At 61.1% G+C, this 19,925-nt stretch carries 12 protein-coding genes; 7 read left to right on the forward strand and 5 right to left on the reverse strand.

The window, feature by feature from the left end:
- Positions 1-12: 12 nt before the first annotated feature.
- Positions 13-777: an AraC family transcriptional regulator gene (locus GQX66_RS27225; protein WP_085747154.1), complete on the forward strand. Its 765-nt coding sequence runs from the start codon at positions 13-15 to the stop codon at positions 775-777.
- Between the two features lie 73 nt (positions 778-850).
- Positions 851-1,744 (forward strand): DMT family transporter, encoded by an 894-nt coding sequence (locus GQX66_RS27230; protein ID WP_085605699.1) that lies wholly within the window; start codon positions 851-853, stop codon positions 1,742-1,744.
- Here the strand turns inward: GQX66_RS27230 and GQX66_RS27235 are convergent.
- Complete coding sequence (locus GQX66_RS27235; RefSeq protein WP_085747156.1) at positions 1,738-2,025, reverse strand: SelT/SelW/SelH family protein; 288 nt, start codon at positions 2,023-2,025, stop codon at positions 1,738-1,740. The genes GQX66_RS27230 and GQX66_RS27235 overlap by 7 nt on opposite strands.
- A gap of 71 nt (positions 2,026-2,096) precedes the next feature.
- Between GQX66_RS27235 and GQX66_RS27240 the strand changes: the two genes are divergently transcribed.
- The gene (locus GQX66_RS27240) at positions 2,097-4,298 is read left to right on the forward strand and encodes a patatin-like phospholipase family protein (RefSeq protein WP_102686014.1); all 2,202 of its coding nucleotides are present in this window, start codon (positions 2,097-2,099) and stop codon (positions 4,296-4,298) included.
- A 6-nt stretch (positions 4,299-4,304) separates the two neighbouring features.
- Here GQX66_RS27240 and GQX66_RS27245 read toward each other — a convergent pair whose 3' ends face one another.
- From GQX66_RS27245 to recQ, 3 genes are all read right to left on the reverse strand, one after another.
- Positions 4,305-6,092 (reverse strand): FimV/HubP family polar landmark protein, encoded by a 1,788-nt coding sequence (locus tag GQX66_RS27245; protein WP_240872050.1) that lies wholly within the window; start codon positions 6,090-6,092, stop codon positions 4,305-4,307.
- 127 nt (positions 6,093-6,219) lie between these two features.
- Positions 6,220-6,654, reverse strand: a complete 435-nt coding sequence (locus tag GQX66_RS27250) for a MarR family transcriptional regulator (protein ID WP_007958397.1) — start codon at positions 6,652-6,654, stop codon at positions 6,220-6,222.
- Positions 6,655-6,956: 302 nt separating this feature from the next.
- Positions 6,957-9,086: a DNA helicase RecQ gene (recQ, locus tag GQX66_RS27255; RefSeq protein ID WP_007958398.1), complete on the reverse strand. Its 2,130-nt coding sequence runs from the start codon at positions 9,084-9,086 to the stop codon at positions 6,957-6,959.
- Between the two features lie 277 nt (positions 9,087-9,363).
- Here recQ and GQX66_RS27260 point away from each other — a divergent pair, with 277 nt between their 5' ends.
- The 4 genes from GQX66_RS27260 (at position 9,364) to GQX66_RS27275 (ending at position 14,327) form a co-directional block, all read left to right on the forward strand.
- On the forward strand, positions 9,364-9,951 hold the full coding sequence (locus tag GQX66_RS27260; protein ID WP_007958400.1) for a YecA family protein: 588 nt from the start codon (positions 9,364-9,366) through the stop codon (positions 9,949-9,951).
- Between the two features lie 10 nt (positions 9,952-9,961).
- Positions 9,962-10,357, forward strand: a complete 396-nt coding sequence (locus GQX66_RS27265) for a YbaN family protein (protein ID WP_085747160.1) — start codon at positions 9,962-9,964, stop codon at positions 10,355-10,357.
- Between the two features lie 150 nt (positions 10,358-10,507).
- Complete coding sequence (locus GQX66_RS27270; protein ID WP_240872051.1) at positions 10,508-13,501, forward strand: hypothetical protein; 2,994 nt, start codon at positions 10,508-10,510, stop codon at positions 13,499-13,501.
- A 448-nt stretch (positions 13,502-13,949) separates the two neighbouring features.
- Positions 13,950-14,327, forward strand: a complete 378-nt coding sequence (locus tag GQX66_RS27275) for a DUF6124 family protein (RefSeq protein WP_134022216.1) — start codon at positions 13,950-13,952, stop codon at positions 14,325-14,327.
- A 221-nt stretch (positions 14,328-14,548) separates the two neighbouring features.
- Here the strand turns inward: GQX66_RS27275 and GQX66_RS27280 are convergent.
- Positions 14,549-19,925 (reverse strand): VCBS domain-containing protein (locus GQX66_RS27280; protein WP_240872052.1); only part of this gene is annotated, 5,377 nt, incomplete at its 5' end.

Genomic DNA, 19,925 nt, shown 5'->3' on the forward strand with positions numbered 1-19,925 from the left:
CCGGAGACCGCCATGCAACCGATCCTGACCCTGCGCCATTACAGCCACGACCTGATCGCCCACAGCCACGACCACGCGCAACTGGTGTTCGGCCTGTCCGGCGCGCTGGATTTCGAAGTCGAAGGGCGTGGCAGTCAGGTATTGCAGCAGAGCTTCGTGGTGATCCCCGCCGGCGCGCATCACGCGTGCGGCAGTCCCAAGGGCAGCCGCTGTCTGGTGCTGGATGTGCCCGACGAGCAATGGCTGACGCGCTCGTTGGGTAATCACGCCGATGCCAGCCGCCGTCTGCTGGATAACGCCGCGCGGTTGTCGCTGGATGCCGGGCAAGGTCAATTGGTCAGCTGGCTGGCGAACAGTCCGGTTGACGATCCGCTGATTGCGCAACAGGGCGCGGTGTTGCTGCTGGCGAGCCTGAACCACGTGCCACCCGCCGAAATCGTCGCGCGCCGCCTGCCCTACGCGGCACTCGACGCGCACATCGAGCAGTACGCGGCCTATCCGCTGCAAGTCGCGGATCTGGCGCGTGTCGCCGGATTGTCCAGCGCCCGGCTGCATGCGCGGTTCGTCGCCGAATGCGGGCAGACACCGATGGACTACATTCGCAGTCGCCGTCTGCACAAAGCTGTAGCGCTGTTGCGCAACACCACGCTGCCTGTCGGTGAAGTGGCCAGCCGTGTCGGCTACAACTCGCAAAGTGCGTTCTCGGCCGCCGTCCTGCGTGAGTTCGGCACCTCTCCTACACAATTGCGACGCGAGGCTGACGACAAAAGTCGATAGCCTGCCGACAGACTTTTCGGCCGTTACACGTTTCAATGTGTGCCTGTAATGGTGTTTGGAAAAAAGGACTGCAATGACTCCCCGTACCGCCCTCGGCGCCTTGCATATCGGCGCACTGATGTTCGGCCTGACCGGTGTTTTCGGCAAACTCGCGGCCGCAACGCCCGCCGTCATCGTGTTCGGACGCGCCGCGTTTGCCGTGCTGGCCCTGGCGTTTTTCGCCCGCTTCGCCCAACAGGGCGGCTGGCAGAAACTGCAGGCCGTGGACTGGCGGCGACTGGCCCTGAGCGGCGTGCTGCTGGCCGGGCACTGGGTGAGTTTCTTCATTGCGGTCAAGGTCGCGGGCGTCGCCATTGCGACCCTGGGTTTCGCCAGTTTCCCGGCCTTCACGGTGATCCTCGAAGGGCTGATCTTTCGCGAACGCATCCGCATCAATGAAATCGTACTGGTGGTGCTGGTCAGTGTCGGACTGGTGCTGGTGACCCCGGCGTTCGATCTGGCCAGCGGCGCGACCACCGGCCTGCTTTGGGCGATCCTGTCTGGGCTGCTGTTTTCCCTGTTGTCCCTGACCAACCGCGCCAGCTCCGGGCGCATCCCGGCGGTGCAGGCGGCGCTGTGTCAGAACGTGGTGGTGGCACTGTGTCTGCTGCCGGTGGCGGCGCCGCAACTGAGCGAAGTGCGCGCCATCGACTGGTTGTGGATCGGTCTGCTCGGGGTGTTCTGCACCGGCGTCGCCCACAGCCTGTTCGTCGCCAGCCTCGCGGTAATCAAGGCGCGCACCGCCGCGGTGGTGTTCGCCATGGAGCCGGTGTACGGGATTACCGTGGCCTGGCTGCTGTTCGATGAAGATCCGACCCTGCGCATGTTGATCGGCGGCGCGCTGATCATTGTTGCGATCGTGGTGTCGAGCCGGATGTCAGGCAGCAACGACAAGAAAACCGTCGCGGCCGAGGCAGCCTCTCACTGAGTACGGTCGTTGTGGCCGAGGTCGCGGTCAGGGTCGATCTGGTCGCGCACCCGCTGCTTGAGCACCTTGGCCTCCGGGAAACCGCCGTCGGCCTTGCGTTCCCAGATCTGCACGTCGTTGCAGGTGATGTGGAATATCCCGCCGGTACCCGGCACCAGTGACACTTTGCCTAAATCGTCGCCGAAGGTGCTGAGCAGCTCTTGCGCCAGCCATGCGGCGCGCAACATCCACTGGCATTGCGTGCAATAGGTAATGACGATTTCCGGTTTTGTGACGGTCATGATCGCTGAAACTCCTGAGCCAGAGGGCGCCGCTATAATAGCTGGCTTTATCGCTCGCCCCGAGACTCACGATGCGTCGTCTTCTGATCTGCCTGTTGCTTGGTTTCCTACCCCTGTTCGCTGGTGTCAGCGTCCATGCCAGTGAGGCGACGCGCCCGAAAGTTGGTCTGGTGCTGTCCGGCGGCGCGGCCCGTGGCCTGGCGCACATCGGTGTGCTCAAGGCTCTGGAAGAACAAGGCATCAAGATCGATGCGATTGCCGGCACCAGCATGGGCGCGGTGGTCGGCGGGCTGTACGCCTCGGGCTACAAGATCGACGAGCTGGAAAAACTCGCCCTGACCATCGACTGGCAGCAGGCGCTGTCCGACGCCCCGCCCCGCGAAGACGTACCGTTCCGGCGCAAACAGGACGACCGCGACTTTCTGGTGAAACAGAAGCTGAGCTTTCGCGATGACGGCAGCCTCGGCCTGCCACTGGGCGTGATTCAGGGCCAGAACCTTGCGCTGCTGCTGGAAAGCCTGCTGGCCCACACCAGCGACACCCGGGATTTCGACAAGCTGCCGATCCCGTTCCGCGCCGTGACCACCGACATCGCCAACGGCGAAAAAGTGGTGTTCCGCAAGGGCCACCTGCCCCAGGTGATCCGCGCCAGCATGTCGATCCCGGCAGTGTTCGCTCCGGTCGAACTCGACGGCCGATTGCTGGTGGATGGCGGCATGACCGACAACATTCCACTCGATGTGGCCCGTGAAATGGGCGTCGACGTGGCCATCGTGGTCGACATCGGCACCCCGCTGCGCAACCGCAAGCAACTGCTGACCGTGGTCGATGTGCTGAACCAGTCGATCACCCTGATGACCCGGCGCAACTCCGAAGAGCAACTGGCGACCCTGCATCCCGATGACGTGCTGATCCAGCCGCCGCTGGCCAGTTTCGGCGCCACCGACTTCGGTCGCGGCCAGGAAATGATCGACGCCGGCTACCGCGCGACCCAGGCCCTGAACGTGCGCCTCGCACGCCTCAAACCCCTGCAGTCGCAAGACGCCGAACTCAACGCCGCCCGCGCGCCGGGCCAGCGCACGCCTATCATCACCGCGATCAAGGTCGAGAACGACTCGAAAGTCGGCGATGACGTGATCCGCTACTACATCCGCCAGCACATCGGCGAACCGCTGGATCTGGGTCGCCTGCAAACCGACATGGGCACCCTGTACGGCCTCGATTACTTCGAGCAGGTGCAATACCGCGTGGTGCACAAAGGCGCGGATCACACGCTGGTGATCAGCGCGCGCGGCAAACGCACCGGCACCGATTATCTGCGGGTCGGCCTCAGCCTGTCAGACGACATGCGTGGCGACAGCGCCTTCAACCTCGGCGCCAGTTACCGCGTGAACGGCATCAACCGACTGGGTGCGGAATGGCTGACCCGGGCGCAGATCGGCGATAAACAAGAGCTGTACAGCGAGTTCTATCAGCCGCTGGACGTCGGCTCTCGCTACTTCCTGGCGCCTTATGCTTCGTTTGCCGCACAGAACGTCGACTCGGTTCTGGACAACGATCCGATCGCCCAGTATCGCGTCGAGCGCTACGGCTTCGGCCTCAACTTTGGCCGGCAGATCGGCAACAGCGGCGAAGTGCGCTTCGGGGTTGGCGAGGCCTGGGGCAAGGCTGATGTGCGGATCGGCGATCAGGACCTGCCAAGCGAAAACTTCAACGAAGGGTTCTATGCACTGAAGTATTCCTTCGACTCGCTGGACAACGTCTACTACCCCCACGAAGGCGAAGACATCGGCCTGACGCTGGTGCAGTTCGAACCGAGCCTGGGCTCCGACACGCGCTACCGGCAGTGGGAGTTCAAACTGGACAAGGCCATGAGCAGTGGCCCGGATACGCTGATTCTCGGCGGTCGTTATGGTCGCACGCTGGACGATGCCAACGTGGTGACCTCCAGTTTCCTGCTCGGCGGCGCCCGGCAATTGTCCGGTTTCCGCGAAGACGCGATCTCCGGGCAGAACGTCAGTCTGATGCGTGCGGTGTATTACCGCCGCCTCACCCCGCGTTCGTACCTGCCGCTGGACTTCCCGCTGTACGCCGGCGCCTCGCTGGAACGCGGCCGGGCCTGGAACAACGACAATGTATTTGACAGCGGCTATATCAACGCCGCCAGTGTGTTCATCGGCTTCGATACGCCGCTGGGGCCGCTGAACTTCAGCTATGGACTGAACGATGCGGATGAACAGGCGGTGTACCTGAACCTCGGCCAGACCTTCTGACAACGGTCAGCGAATCCCCGCCAACAACGTGCGCGCTGTTTGCCTGAGGGGTTCGTCGGCTTCCTTGAGCAGTTCGTTGAGCAAGGCAATGGCGCTGTCGATATCGCCGTCGTCGATGCAGGTCTGGGCCTGTTCGAGTTTGCCGGCGTTGGCGGTGTCCGAGGGTTCGGGGTCCAGCTCCGGGGCATGCAGCTCCAGTGGCTCCAGTGAGAGCGTCGTGCCGGGATCGCCAAACTCGTTGAGAAAGTCCTCGTCCAGCGGCTGCGTTTCCGGTTCGACGATCCATTCGAGCTCGGCGGTTTCGGCGTCGTCGGGCAGGGTTTCCGGCAACTCGAAATCCTGTGGCAGTACCTGCAGATCGGAACCCAGCGTTGATGGCGCCTGTTCAGGTGCGGCAGCAGTCGGGCGATTTTCCTCAAGATCCCAACTGGAAGCCATCGAGAGCTGATCCAGGTTCAGTTCGAAATTGTCTTCGGCTAACGGCTCCTCAGGCGTGGTGGGTTCGATCGGCAGCGCGGCGATCACCGGGGCCGCCGCAACCAGAGGTGCCGCGCTGACCAGTTTCGGGTAGCGGGCGCGAATCTCCTGCAAGCGCTGATCCTCGACCCCGAGCTGGCGCAGACGGCTTTCCTGCTCGTCATAGGCCGGCGTGTCACCCTGCCGCCCCAGCACTTCAAGCAACTGCACGCCAAGGTCGATGCGCTCCGGTTCCCGCTGCAACGCATCACGCAACAAACCGGCAGCCTCGCCCATGCGTCCGTAGGCCAGATAAATGCCGACCGCTTCCAGCACATCGCCATTGGCGTGTTCCTCACGATGTTCGACCGCACTGTGAACGGAACTCGGCTGCATCGGTTCGGCGTCGTCGACCGGGGGGTCGTTTCGTACCGGCAGGAACGGTGTCGGCGCCTCAGCCACTTGCGCTTGCTGGCGGTGCCGACGCACATACAGCCCTGCCACCAGCAATCCCAGTACCAGCAGCAGTCCGCCGAGCAGCGGCCAGTTGAGTGAATCCTCCTGAGACTCGACCGAGGCAATGACCGGCGCAGGCGCAGGTGCCACGGGTGCGACAGGTGCCGGCGGCGCTTGTTGCACTTCAATCAGTCGGGCCTGCAAATCACCGAGCTGTTTCTTGCCGTCAGCGATCAGCACTTCCTGGGCCTGAAGCTTCACGTTCAATTCATCGATGGTTTTTTGCAGTTGCTGATTCTGCACAAGGCTCGCCGCCAGTTGCTCGGCCTGCGCGTCGGCGACCGGTGTCGGTGGCTGAACAGGCGCAGCAGGTTTGGCCGGCGTGGTTGCAGACGGAGTCTCGGGGGTCGGGAATTCCGACGATTGCGCACGCGCAGTTGGCTCATCGGTGGCCGGGACAATCCCCGGCGAGCCCGGCGGGTCGATCAGCACGGTGTATTCGCGCAGCAGGTGGCCATTGGGCTGATCGAGCTGCACCAGGAAATTCAGAAAGGGTTCGTTGACCGGTTTGCTGGACGTCACCCGGATCATGTTGCGATTGCCACGCAGGATCGGGGTGAACTTGAGGTCATTGAGAAAGAACACGCGCTCGATGCCGGCGCGGCCAAACTCGTCCGCCGAGGCCAGACGAACCGCCAGTTCGCTTTCGCTGACGCCCCCGACATCTACCAGGGCGATGTCAGCCTTGAGCGGCTGATTGAGGGCTGAATGCACGGTGATGTCACCGAGCCCCAGCGCCAATGACGCGGTGGACCAGGTGAGAACACCGGCCACCAACAGCGAGTTGGCGCAACGCAATACCACGTGCCGACTTCCGAGCATGAGCATCCCTTAAATAAGCAAAACCGACTTCTATGCGTTCGCACATCCGGTACGAACACGATATTGCCCAGTAGTTCTTATAGTCCGCCCAGCGCGATCTCTCAAAAAAACGGCACGCGGTTATGCCTCAAGACTTTTCCAGGTTGGCCAGAATGTGCCCGTGAACCCGCATGCAGACCTTCAGATCCGCCTCGTCGACGCCTTCAAACAATTCCTTGCGCAGTTGTGTAGCGATGGTTTCGATCTGTTCGATCAGCGGCAGCGCCGGTGAGCACAGCACGATTTTTTTCGCCCGGCGGTCTTCCATCACGGACTGGCGTTGCACCAGGCCCTGGCTTTCCAGGCTGTCGAGCAGACGGGCCAGGGTCGGCCCTTCGACGCCGACGCTTTGCGCCAGCTCCCGCTGGGTCGGCGCCTCTTCGAAACGCGCCAGATGCAGCAGCACCAGCCAGCGTGCCTGGGACAAGCCCAGACCGGCCAGCCGGCGATCCAGTTCGGCACGCCAGCCACGAGACATCTGGGCCAATTGCATGCCAAAACGGTGTTGATCGGTTAACGGCATAAAACACTCATGATTAGACTGAACAAATAGAGAAAAACTAATTATTAGTCAGCTAAGCATGACATTTGCCTATAGGCAAGAGGGGACTTGTACTGAATCGTTACATCTGAAAAGCCCCTCACCCTAACCCTCTCCCGGAGGGAGAGGGAACCGATTGGGGAATATTCAGGAAATACGCCGACCTGAATGCTCTATGTTGAATCCACAATCGACCCGGTATTTCAGGTCGACGTATAGCGCAAGACAACTCGGTCGGCCCCCTCTCCTGGGGGAGAGGGCTGGGGTGAGGGGAAAGGGTCGAGTTACATCTCGAATTCAGATTGCAGCGCAGCCCGCACGCAATAAAGCACGCCTTCCGGTACGCGACCGGCAAACAGCTCGGCCACTTCGGCGACCGACGGCAACTCGCCTTCGCCGTCGAGGAACGCATCCTGGACTTCCCCCATCAGGTCTTCCGGCAAATCCAGCGCCTGTTCCAGCGACAGCTGCTGCTTGCCGATGGCTTCGGCGAGCATGGTGTAGACGTTCTTTTCCGAGCACTGCAATTGGCCGGAGATCTGCAACGGCGTCATACCGGCGCGGGCCAGGGTGATCAGTTCGTGGCGCACGTCGGCCACCACTTTCGGCGCCTCGGCCTCGCCGCCGAGCACTTCGAGGAAGGCCTCGCCGTAACGCTCCAGCTTGCGGGCGCCGACGCCGCTGACCCGGGCCATGTCCGCCAGCGAGGTCGGCTGGCTGCGGAGCATTTCCAGCAGGGTCGAGTCGGGGAAGATGACATACGGCGGCACGCCGTGTTCTTCCGCCAGTTTGCGCCGCAGGGCACGCAATGCTTCCCACTGTTCGCGCTCTTCGCCGCGCACCAGTTGACTGGCCGGGCTCTTGCTGCCGCTCTTGGCGCTGACTTGCGGCTTGAGGTCGCGGCGCAGCTCCAGGCTCACTTCGCCCTTGAGCAGCGGCCGGCAAGTGTCGCTCAGGCGCAGCCCGCCATAGCCTTCGTGATCGACATCGGCCAGACCGCGGGCAACCAACTGACGGAACAGCGAGCGCCATTCGCTCTCGCTCAGCGCCTTGCCGACGCCGTACACCGACAGGTGCTGATGGCCGAAGCTGCGGACCTTTTCGTTGTCCTTGCCCAGCAGCACGTCCACCAGATGGCCGACGCCATAACGCTGGCCGGTGCGATAGATCGCCGACAGCGCCTGACGCGCAGGCTCGGTGGCATCCCAGGTCTGCACGCCGTCGGTGCAGTTGTCGCAGTGCCCGCAAGGCTCGGGCATGTCTTCGTCGAAGTACGCCAGCAGCGCCTGACGGCGGCAGCGGGTTTCTTCGCAGAGCGAGAGCATCGCGTCGAGCTTGTGCTGCTCCAGACGCTTGTGGCGTTCGTCGCCCTCGGAGTTCTGCAGCATCTGCTTGAGCATCACCACGTCTTGCAGACCGTAGGCCATCCACGCGTCCGCCGGCAGACCATCACGGCCGCCCCGTCCGGTTTCCTGGTAATAGGCCTCGAGGGATTTCGGCAGGTCGAGGTGGGCGACGAAACGCACGTTGGGTTTGTCGATGCCCATGCCGAACGCCACGGTGGCGACCATGATCAGGCCTTCCTCGTTGAGGAAGCGCTTCTGGTGATAGGCGCGCAGATCGTTGGGCAGACCGGCGTGATACGGCAGCGCCGGGAAGCCCTGCTCGGTGAGAAACGCGGCCACCTCTTCCACCTTCTTGCGCGACAGGCAGTAAACGATGCCGGCATCGCTGCGCCGCTCGGCGAGGAACGCCAGCAACTGCTTGCGCGGCTGCTCCTTGGGCACGATGCGGTAGAAGATGTTCGGCCGGTCGAAGCTCGACAGGAAACGCTCGGCATTCTGCAAATGCAGGCGAGTGACGATTTCTTCGCGGGTGCGCTTGTCGGCGGTGGCGGTCAGGGCGATGCGCGGCACGTCGGGGAACATTTCCGCCAACTGCCCCAGTTGCAGGTATTCCGGGCGGAAGTCATGGCCCCATTGCGATACGCAGTGCGCTTCGTCGATGGCGAACAGCGCGATGTTCAAGCCTTGCAGGAACGACAGCATGCGCGGCTGCACCAGACGCTCCGGCGCCAGATAGAGCATTTTCACTTCGCCGCGTTTGATCCGGTTGGCGAGGTCGCGCTGTTGTTCAGCGCTTAATGTGGAGTTCAACGCGGCGGCTGCCACGCCCAGCTCTTCGAGGGTGGCGACCTGATCGTCCATCAGCGCGATCAGCGGCGACACCACCACCGCCAAGCCATCGCGCAGCAGCGCCGGCACCTGGAAGCACAGGGACTTGCCGCCGCCGGTCGGCATCAGGACAAGGGCATCACCGCCACTGGCCACGCGCTCAATGATTGCACCCTGACGGCCACGGAAACTGTCGTAGCCGAAGATGTCCTTGAGGACGCGTTGAGCCTGTTCGAGCATAAAAACTCCAAAAATCCACCGAAACATCCCTGCACAGGCTGGTTCAAGACAGCCGAGGCTGCTTTAAACAAAACGTAAGCGCGCATTGCATCGCGCCCTACACAATCAGCCGCGACACCGGCAGGGATCGCAAAGCGCGGCAGTATACCCGAGCCCTCCCCGGCAAAGGGCACCGCCGATAAGAAGCTTGTGCAGGCAAATCTGCCGTGCGGCTGGCTTGAGGGCTCAAGAAGGCCTAGAATTCCCGCATTGTTTATTCCCCCAAGGTAGCCCTTTAATGTCCTTCGCCGAGCAACTAACCCGCCTGCAAGTCTTCCTCGACGCCGACGAGCTGCATGAAGAGGCGCTGGACTACGTGGCCGCTCACGGTTACCTGACGGCGCTGTCGATCTGCGCCGACGTGGTGCCGGATCGTGAGTGGATCGACGCCCTGTTTGCCGAAGAGCCGCATTACAGCAGCGAAGCCCAGCGCGAAGAGATCGAAGCCACGCTGATCGGCCTCAAGGCTCACATCGCCCGCCAACTGGCCTCCGATGAAGAATTCGAGCTGCCATGCGAACTGGACCTGGGCGACGATCCGGACGATTCCGAACTGCGCGGCTGGTGCATCGGCTTCATGGAAGGCGTGTTCCTGCGCGAAGCGGCCTGGTTCGAAACCGCCGAAGAAGAAGTCAGCGAAATGCTCCTGCCGATCATGGTCGGTTCGGGCCTGTTCGACGAACAGCCTGAGTTCGAAGACATCGCCAAGGATGCCAACCTGATGGACGACATGATCGTGCAGATCCCGGAAGCCCTGACCGCGCTGTACCTGCTGTGCCAGGCGCCCGACGAAAAACCGGCGATCCTCAAGCCACGTCACCACTAAGATCCGGCCTATGGACAACCCCATAGGCAACCGTCCCCTGATGTTGCGCTACATCCTGCTGGCCATCGGCTGGCTGAGCGTGGCACTGGGGGTGATCGGGATTTTCCTGCCTGTTCTCCCCACTACCCCCTTCCTGCTGCTGGCAGCCGCCTGCTTCGCCCGCAGCTCTCCGCGTTTCTATCAATGGCTGGTCGAGCATCCCCGGCTCGGGCCATGGATCCGCGACTATCTCGACGGCAACGGCATTCCGCTCAAGGGCAAGGTCTACGCGATCGGGCTGATGTGGGCGAGCATTCTGTTCTCGTGCTACCTGGTGCCTCTGCCATGGGCGCGCGGGTTCATGCTGACCAGTGCGGTGCTGGTGACGGTTTATATCTTGCGGCAGAAGACGTTGCGCAAGTTCTGAGGCGCCATACCCGAACAACCGCTCGTCGAAAACCCTCATTCCCCTGTCAGATCTGACAGTAGGCAGTTAAACGTGTCAGCGCTCTAATCCTTCGGCAACGGTGCCGGCATTCAAACATTCGGGCACCCCCTCTTGCGAAGGTGCCCACTCATGAACAGTCCCGTCAATACGCCCGATCCTGATTCCCCCGTGCAGGAGGTTGTATTTCCACCTGATACCGGCGGCATACGTGTTAATGCAATAAATCCCCCCTTGGTCATCGGCCACAAGCTTCAGAATGATGGCGCACAAGGTATCAATATAAGCATGGTGAAAAGTGATTACAGAGGCCTGTTGGCTTACCTGCTGCCCTATCTGAACATGGCCAGTGGCGACAGGGGTAAGTTTCATATTGGGAATGAAATTGTCACAACTATCAATGTCAAAGACGAGCATTTCGATGACAAAGGAAACGCGAAACCCATCGCGTTCTATATCCCGATTGATAATATGTATTCCAACTTCCCCCCTCTCGAACCCAAGAACGAAAAATGCTGGTTTCACATTTTCAGACTGAGTGGCAATGAAGAGGAGTCGCCCAAAGCCGATCTCTGTTTCCTGAACCCCGAACCGGGCGAACAGGACACGGACCACGCCGAACCACACAATCAGGGCCTGGGGCTGGTTGAATGTTCAGAAACAATAATCGACAAGACGGTGGTTGAAGAAGGGCTGACGCTGACCGCGCCCAAGTATTACAACTCAAACAAAGGTGACCTTGTGACCGTCACGCTCGGTCCCTTGCGCTGGGAGATTGTCATCACCACACCCGGTGGCACTACCGACATTGACGTAACCCCTGAAGAACTCGCAACCATCCCTGCGACCGACAAGCTACACGCACGCTGGATGGTGCGCGACCGGGTTCACAACTTCAGCGGGTGGTCGCGTGCGCTCAGCATTATCTTCAAGCCTTTAGAGAAACTGGTGCCGGCTCCAATCATTGAATTGGCCGATGAAAAAGACGTAGTCCATCACGATCAACTGAACGGTAGTTTCCTGACGATTCTTGTCACCGGGATATTTGCAATCGGTAACATCATCAATTTATCAATCAAGGGTTTTACAAAGACAGGCGAAGCCGTCAGCCATACCTATAGTCGGAAAGTCGAACGTGCCAGCAGGACCGAAGTTTTCGAGATGGAAAACTACCGAGTTAAGAACTTGATCGGTGGCAACTTCGAGGCCGGCTACGAATTGATAAAGGGGGGCGTCACCCAACATTCGAAGCCAGCCTTTGCCACTGTTTCTGGCGTCGCCCAGCCTTTGGGTGAACCGACCGCGACACCGCAGAAAGAAGACGTCATTCCCGTGGACGCTGCTTTGGTGAAAGTACGCTGTGCCGATTATTGGCCTCTTGTAGAAGGCGCAAGAGCCAAGCTCAGCTGGCAGACCGAGGATAAGGAAGGTGTCCCGACACTGTTTGTATTCCGGCAAAAGATCAAATATCCGACACGTGAGATCGTCTTTGACGTAGCGCCAAAATACTTTGCCCAGTTCCCCGACTCCAAACTGTTACTGCAATGCTCAATTACCAACCCGGGCAAGCCGACGGTTGTTTCCGATCTGAGTGAATTGAAAATTGGTCTTTACAAAGACGCCGCTCTCACGCCGCCAAAACTGTTGGAATCCCAGCCGCTGAATCCACTCGGGGCCGAGGCTACTGTGGAAGCCGAATTCCCCGGCGCAACGGCAGAACATCGGGCGAGACTGGTACAAACAGATGCACCAGCAAACTCGCCAGATCTCGGAATCAAGCCCTTCGACAAAGACAAACGTGCCACCTGGAAACTGGATCGTAACTTCCTGATCAGAAACCACGGCACGACATTCGAGATGCACTGGAACCTACGGTTCAAAGGGGAACGGGTCGCTTCATCGCAAACCACGGAAATCTCGGTGGCCCCCATCCCGAACTACAGCAAAGACTTTCCCACTCCGACGATCGACGGAGTACAAGGGATTGTAGAGGTGAAGAAACTGACGGCAGCCAACTTGCTGCGAGTGGCACCTTGGCCGGGACAGGCACCGGGACAAGCCAGGTTTCTAAGGTTTGAAGGCACCCATAAAAACGGCACGAAAGTGAGCTATCAAGCGCTCAACGGAGAGGTGACCGGAACCGAACAGGGCTCGATAACGGCATTGATACTCGCCTGGTTTCGTGATCTGAAAGACGAAACCGACCTGGACATTTTTTTCTCGGTCATTCTCGGTCTGGGTCAAAAGCCCCTGCTGTTTCCGATGCAAAGGTACAAGGTCGAATCGCTGGTCGAACTGCAACCGGTCATCACAGCAGTACAAGCCCCTCAAGGGGAAGTTCCTCAGAACACCGAAACGATATCCACGGCCCTGACCATTCACTGTCGTGGTAGCGTCAATGAGCAAATTGAAATCCTGGTCAACGGTTCACCGCAGAAAGTCGTCACTACCGATAGCGCTGGCAACGCTCCCGGTGCTTCAGTGACGGTGAGCAACTATGACGCCTACAACTCGATTGTTGCCCGAGCGAAATATGGCAACAACCTTTCCTCCCCGACACGCAACGTTATCCTTCGCCGACCTCTGCAAATCGATACGACGCGCCGACTTCTAGACGGATATCGGGTCTATACCGGTTGGCCGGAAACTGGTGCCAGATGGCCGCGTAACTGGCTACAACTAATCCCGCAATATGGTGTGGGCCAGCGTACCTTCAGTTCAAGCAATCCCTCTGTTGTTTCCGTTGACGCCAATGGCGTTGTAATCGGCCTTCGCTGCGGGGCTGCCTACCTTTATGTTCAGGACCAATTCACCACTCATGCGATCTATGTGGACTCAATCAATATTTACAGATTGGATATTTATGCTGCACCTATGACGCATTATGAAGCCGTGAACTGGATGAATAGTGTTCCAGGTTCGATTCCCTTGACACTTACCTGGCCCTCCATGTACGTGGTTTATGGGTATAACTGGCCACTGTCAGCAGGATGGGTTACGTGGATGTGCGATACCACGGCGTGCCCCGCAGGCACCGTCGGATATTATGTACATGGAGGTGGCGGACATGTATGTACCACTGACGTGAATGCTCGTTATTGGCCATGGTGTCTGAGACGGTATTGAGCGAGGAAAAGAGAAAAGGGAGTGCATGTTCCCGCCCCTACAAAGCCGTGTTTCCGGTAATCCGGGAGCGCGGGTTTTGTCGTTTCCACGCCTTCGAAAACCGCTGTTGAAGAGTGTTGAAGCTTATGTCCGCAAAGCCACACAACCTTGCGCCTTTGCCTACGCATCCGCCAGAATCCGCCGGCTTGTGCGCCTTGGGGGCGGGTTCTATTGTTTGGCGGTCGCTGAAAAGCAGCGATCGGGTTTAGCAGCCCGGATCTACTCTAGACGCACAATGCCGTTCGTTCGTGATCAGGTTCACGCCTGTCCGTTCACGTTATGGCGGCTTTGCGTGGGGCACTTCGGTGCGCCGGGTTCTAGAGTCCTGGTCTGCTAACCCGCGTACGGCCGCCACCTCCTTCGTTTAGCAGCGAAGCGTGGCGCCTCCACTACTCTAGAGGCTTTATCCATGATCAAACCCACGCCAAACCCGCCGGAAGTCGATTCGACTTCGCCCTACGAAACCCTCGATTCCAAGAAATTCCACGAAGCCGCCGAGCGCGCCCTCGATCACTATCTCAATCCCCTCCTCCCCCGAAAGCCGCTGCTCAAACCCAATACCCGCTACCTCATCGCCCCCGGCATCGACAGCGAAGAGCTGCTGGCCGACGCCTGCGAAACCCTGACTTCGGCTAAGGTCATGGCCAATGACTTTGCCGGGTTGGTGGATGGGTCGCATCGGCATGTGTTGTTGGGGATTGCGCAGTTGATCATGCTGGGTGAGCTGGCGGTGAATCGGGTACTGGATAATCTGGAGTTGAAGGCTGAGGCGTCCGCTGTAGCTTGATCGACTGATCGACTGCTCACCTGATCGTTCCCACGCTCTGCGTGGGAATGCAGCCCGGGACGCTCCGCGTCCCAAAGAGCGGACGCAGAGCGTCCATTGAGGCATTCCCACGCGGAGCGTGGGAACGATCAAGTGTTTCGAGGTGGGGGCGATCTACGCGCAAAGAAAAACCCGCCGTCCCGATTACTCGGGGCGGCGGGTTTTGTCGTTTCAGCTCCGGCTTACACCGTATCCACCTTCAACGAATGATCATTCAACATCCCGTTGATGATGGTCGCCGTGTCGTGCCCGCTGGCGATCAACCCACCCGCCCCCGGTGTTACACCGTAGTGGCTGGCCAGGTTGACGCCGGCCAGGTCGATGGTCTGGTTCGGCGTGGCGCCGGCCATGGCGCTGACGTCGATGCTGGTCATGACCGAGGCGCCGCTGCCGGTGACGGTGAAGTGCAGGTAGTCATCCAGTGAGGCCGACGTGCCGTTTTCACCTTGCAGCAGTTGCGACAGGTCGAGCTTGTCGGTGCCGGGGGTGAAGTCGGCGACAAGGTCGTGACCGCTGTTGCCCTTGAGCCACTGAAAGGTGTCGGCACCCGGCCCGCCGGTCAGGGTGTTGTTGCCCATTCCGCCGATCAGCAGGTCATCACCCCCGCCGCCGTTGAGGATGTCGTTGCCCAGGCCGCCGTTGATCACGTTGTTATTGTTGTCGCCGGTGAGCGTGTCGTTGAAGTTCGAACCGACGAGGTTTTCGATGCCGGTCAGGGTATCGGTGCCCGCGCCGACGGTGTTTTGCGCACCGAGCAGGCCGAGGTTGACCGTCACCCCGGCGGTGGCGTGGGCATAGCTGGCGGTGTCGATGCCGGTTCCGCCGTAGAGCAGGTCGTTGCCCGGGCCGCTGTAGAGCAAGTCGTTGCCGGCACCACCGTGCAGTTCGTTGTTGCCGGAGCCCGCGGTCAACACATCGTTGCCGTCGCCGGCGTTGATAATGTTGTCGCCGGTGCCGGCCACCAGTACGTCATCGCCCGAGGTGCCAGTGAGGGTGTGGCCATCTTGATAGCTGATGGTCACGTTCGCCGTGTCACTGCCGCCGTGGTTGTCGTTGGCGGTGTAGGTGCCGTGGTAATCCGGGGTGATGTCGTGGGCCCCGGCGTAGTTGAGGGTCATGGTCAGCTGGTAGTTTTCCGCCGCGTTGACGTTGTTGCCCGTGGTGTTGCTGATGTTGGTGATGTGAATCTGGTAGACGCCGTCGGACGATGCGGTCAGGGTCTGGCCGTCCGCGAGGGCGATCCAGGCGCCGCCGTTGATCGAGTACTCCATGGTGATGTGACCGGCCGCCAGGTTGTGGTCCAGGTTGAGGGTTTCGCCCTGGCGCAGGTTGACGGTGATGCGGTCTTCATCGTTGGCGTTTGTGTTGGTCACCGCGCCGAGGTAGCCGCTGACCACCAGCACGGCGGTCATGGTCGCGGCGTTGGCGCTGAACGAGTTACGCACGTTGGCCAGGTTCTGGTTGGCGGCGGTGTTGGCGTTGGTGCCAGTGAAGCTGATCGCGCCGGTGCCGGTGAAGTCTGCCGATTTGGAGACCCAGCCGGTGTTGAACGAGGTTGGCGTGGCGTTGAGGGTGTCGCCGTTCGGGTCGGTGTCGTTGGCCAGCAACAGCTCGCCCGGCACCACGATGTTGCCCGACAGCACGTTGGTGATGATGTGGTCGTCCGCCGCCACCGGAGGCGCGTTGGGGATCACTTTCACGGTCAGGGTCGAGCTGGCGAGGTCGCCGTCGTTGTCGCTGAGGGTGAAGCCGATGTTCTCGGTGATCACCGTCGTGGTGGTTTTCTGCGAGGTGTAGCTGTAGTCGCCGGTGTCGAGGTTGACCACCAGGGTGCCGCTGTTGTTGGTGGCGATGCTCAGGGTGTTGTTCACCGTGTTGAACGTGCCGTGGTTGGCGCCGCCGCTGGCGACCAGTGAACCCTGCCCGCCGTTGGCTTTCGGGTCATAGGTGTAGGTGGTGCCGTCGACCACGATGGATTTGATGAAGCCGCCATCGGCGCCGAACGTGCCGCCATCGCCGATAAACGAACCGGTGACCGGTGCCCCTTCGACGGTGCCGGACAGCACCGAGTTGAGCTGGTTGAGGTCGGTGACCACCACCGCGTTGGTGTTGGTGTGGGTGATGCCGTCGTACGCCAGCGGATCGAGGTTGGCGTTGCTCACGCCGCTGCCCAGACCGATCGCGTAGTTCTTGATGTTGTTGGCATCGAGGAACGCCTTGAGCGTCGCTTCGTCGGCGGTGCCGATGTCACCCTCGTTGGGTTTGCCGTCGGAGAAGAAGTAGCCGACGTTCTGCGCCCCGGTGAGTTTGCCCGAGGTGTTGAACGCGTTGTACATGGTCGCCACGGCCGCATCGTAGTTGGTGCCGCCGCCCGCGCTGAGGCCGGCAAGAATCGTCTTGGCCGTGGCGACATCGACCCACACCGAAGTGCGGTCGGTGGCGTTGCTGCTGAAGGTGACGAGCTGCACTTTCACATCGCCCAGATCATCGTACTTGTCGAGCAAGGCGCTGATCGCCTGCTTGGCCAGTGCCAGCCGCGACAGGCCCGGTACGCCGGAGGCGTCGGCCATGCTGCCGGAGATGTCGAGGACGATAAGGATGTTGGAGTCGATCTCCACCGCCGCCACCGAACGCTCCGACGCCACCGCTTTTGGCACGTCGTCGACGATGTTGACCACGATGGTGCTGGTGGTGCTGTTGCCCAGCGCATCGGTGGCTTTGTAGGTGAAGCTTTCGCTCAGGGTGTTCGGCCCGTCGTTGGCGTTCGGCGTGGTTTTCGGCGCCGAGGTCAGGGTGTAGGTGTACGTGCCGTCGGCGTTGAGCTGGATCTGCCCGTAAGTCCCGGTGGCGCTGCCGACCAGGGTGTAGGTGATCGCCCCGCTGCCGCCGCTGACCGAACCGACCAGCGTGCCGGTCGAGGTTTCGCCGGTGCTGCCCGGGTCGCTGCCGATGACTGTGCCGGGGGCCAGGTCTTGTCCGTCCTTGGTCAGCTCGAGGGCTTTTTCGTAGACGGTCACGTCCTGATCGGTCGAGGCCACGAGTTTGCTGTCGGCGACGTTGACGGTGATGGTGGTGGTGCTTTCGTCGCCGTCACTGTCGCGGATGGTGTAGGTGAAAGTATCGGTAGCGCCCGGTGGGCTCACCGAGTTCGGGTTGCTGTGATAGACCGCGTTGCCCGCCGCATCGAGGGTCAGGTAACCGTAGTTGCCGTTGATGTTGCTGTTGAGGCCGCCGATGGCCGAGGTCGCAGTGTTGCCGCCGGCGCGCACGCCGACCACGATCGCAGCGCCATCCGCGCCACTGATGTCATTGCCCAGCACGCTGATGTTGACCGTGCCGCCCTCCGCCACCGAGCCGGTGTCGGCCTTGGCGGTCGGCAGGTCGTCGATGATGTTGACGTTGATCTGCCCGGTGGCGGTGCTGCCATCGGTATCGGTCGCCACCACGTTGAAGTTCTCGGTGAGGCTGTTGGCGCCGTTGGCGTTCGGATGGGATTCGTTATCGACCAGGGTGTAGCTGTAACTCACCACGCCGGTAGTCGGGTTGTAACCGGTGATGGTCAGCGTGCTGCCCAGCGGGGTGACGGTCGATTGCGGGAAGCCGGCCGCCACGCCGTTGGTCATCACGGCGATGCCGCCCACGGTCAGGGTTTGCAGACCGTCGAGCGCGGTGACGGTGAAGGTGCCGCTCTGGGTCAGCGCCGGGGTGTCGGGACTGGTGCCGTCGCTGAGGTTTTTCTCGTAAACGGTGAGTTCGCCGCCATACACGTCGAGACCGTTGAGGACCACCGGATCGTCGTTATTGTGAATGTTCAGCACCAGGTTGGCGGTGCTGGTGTCGCCATCGGCATCGGTCAGGGTGTAGGTGAAGGTCTCGGTGCCGTTGCCACCGCCGTGCAGATTCTTGAAGTCTGCATCGTTGGTGTTCAGCGTGTAGGTGTAGGTGCCGTTGGCATTGAGCACCAGGGTGCCGTAAGTGCCGGTGAAGGTGCCGGGGGTGATCGGGCCGGCATTCGGACCGGTTGCCACCACGTCGGCGCCCTGCACGTCGTTGGTCAGCACGTTGCCGTTGAGGGTCAACTGGGTTTCCGACGCGGTGCCGGCGTTGCTGTCGTTGATCGCCTTCGGCACGTCATCGACGATGCTGACCACGAGGGTGCTGGTAACGACGTTGCCCAGCGAATCGGTGGCCTGGTAGGTGAAGGTTTCGGTCAGGGTGTTGGCGCCGTCATCGGCGTGCGGGGTGGTGCTGGCCGCAGAGGTCAGGGTGTAGGTGTATGTGCCGTCGGGGTTGAGCACGATTTGCCCGTAGTTGCCGGTGGCGCTGCCGACCAGCGCGTAGCTGATCACACCGACCGCGCCGGTGACCGAGCCGACCAGTGTGCCGGACGCGGTTTCCCCGGTGCTGGTCGGATCGCTGCCGGTGACCGTACCAGGAGCCAGATCCTGGCCGTCCTTGGTCAGATCGAGGGCTTTTTCGTAGACGGTGACATCGGTGTCGCTGACCGCGCACAGTTTACTGTTGGAAACATCGATGGTGATGGTGGTGGTGCTTTCATCGCCGTCGGAATCGCGCACGGTGTACACGAACACATCCACCGCACCCGGGCCACTCACGGCATTCGGGTTGCTGTGATAGACCGCGTTGCCGTTGGCGTCGAGGGTCAGGTAGCCGTAGGTGCCGTTGATGTTGCTGTTGAGGCCGCCGATGGCCGAGGTCGAGGTGTCGGAACCGGCGCGCACGCCCACTACCGCGCCACTGGCAGCCGGGCCGTCGGCGCCGCCGATATCGTTGTCCAGCACGTTGCCGCTGACGGTGCCGCCCTCCTGCACCGACGTCGCGTCGGGTTTGGCGGTCGGCAGGTCGTCGATGATGTTGACGTTGATCTGCCCGGTGGCGGAGCTGCCATCGGTGTCGGTCGCCACCACGTTGAAGTTCTCGGTGATGCTGTTGGCGCCGTTGGCGGTCGGATGGGTTTCGTTATCCACCAGGGTGTAGCTGTAGCTGACCACGCCCGTGGCCGGGTCGTAACCGGTGATGGTCAGCGTGCTGCCCAGCGGGGTGACGGTCGATTGCGGGAAGCCTGCTGCCACACCATTGGTGATCACGGCAATGCCGCCCACGGTCAGGGTTTGCAGACCGTCGAGGGCAGTCACAGTGAAGGTGCCGCTCTGGGTCAGTGCCGGGGTGTTGGGGCTGGTGCCGTCGCTGAGGTTTTTCTCGTAGACGGTCAGTTCGCCACCGTTGACGTCGAGGCCGTTGAGGTAGACCTGATCGTCGTTGTTGTGGATGTTCAGCACGAGGTTCGCGGTGCTGGTATCGCCGTCGGCATCGGTGATGGTGTAGGTGAAGGTTTCAGTGCCGTTGCCGCCGCCGTGCAGGTTTTTGAAGTCTGCATCGTTGGTGTTGAGGGTGTAGGTGTACGTGCCGTTGGCGTTCAATGCCAGGGTGCCGTAAGTCCCGGTGAAGGTGCCTGCGGTGATCGGGCCGGCGTTGGGGCCGGTCGGTACGCGGTCGGCGCCTTGCACGTCGTTGGTCAGGACGTTGCCACTCAAGGTG

Source organism: Pseudomonas sp. B707 (assembly GCF_022496685.1).
In the GTDB taxonomy this organism is placed as follows: domain Bacteria; phylum Pseudomonadota; class Gammaproteobacteria; order Pseudomonadales; family Pseudomonadaceae; genus Aquipseudomonas; species Aquipseudomonas paraglycinae.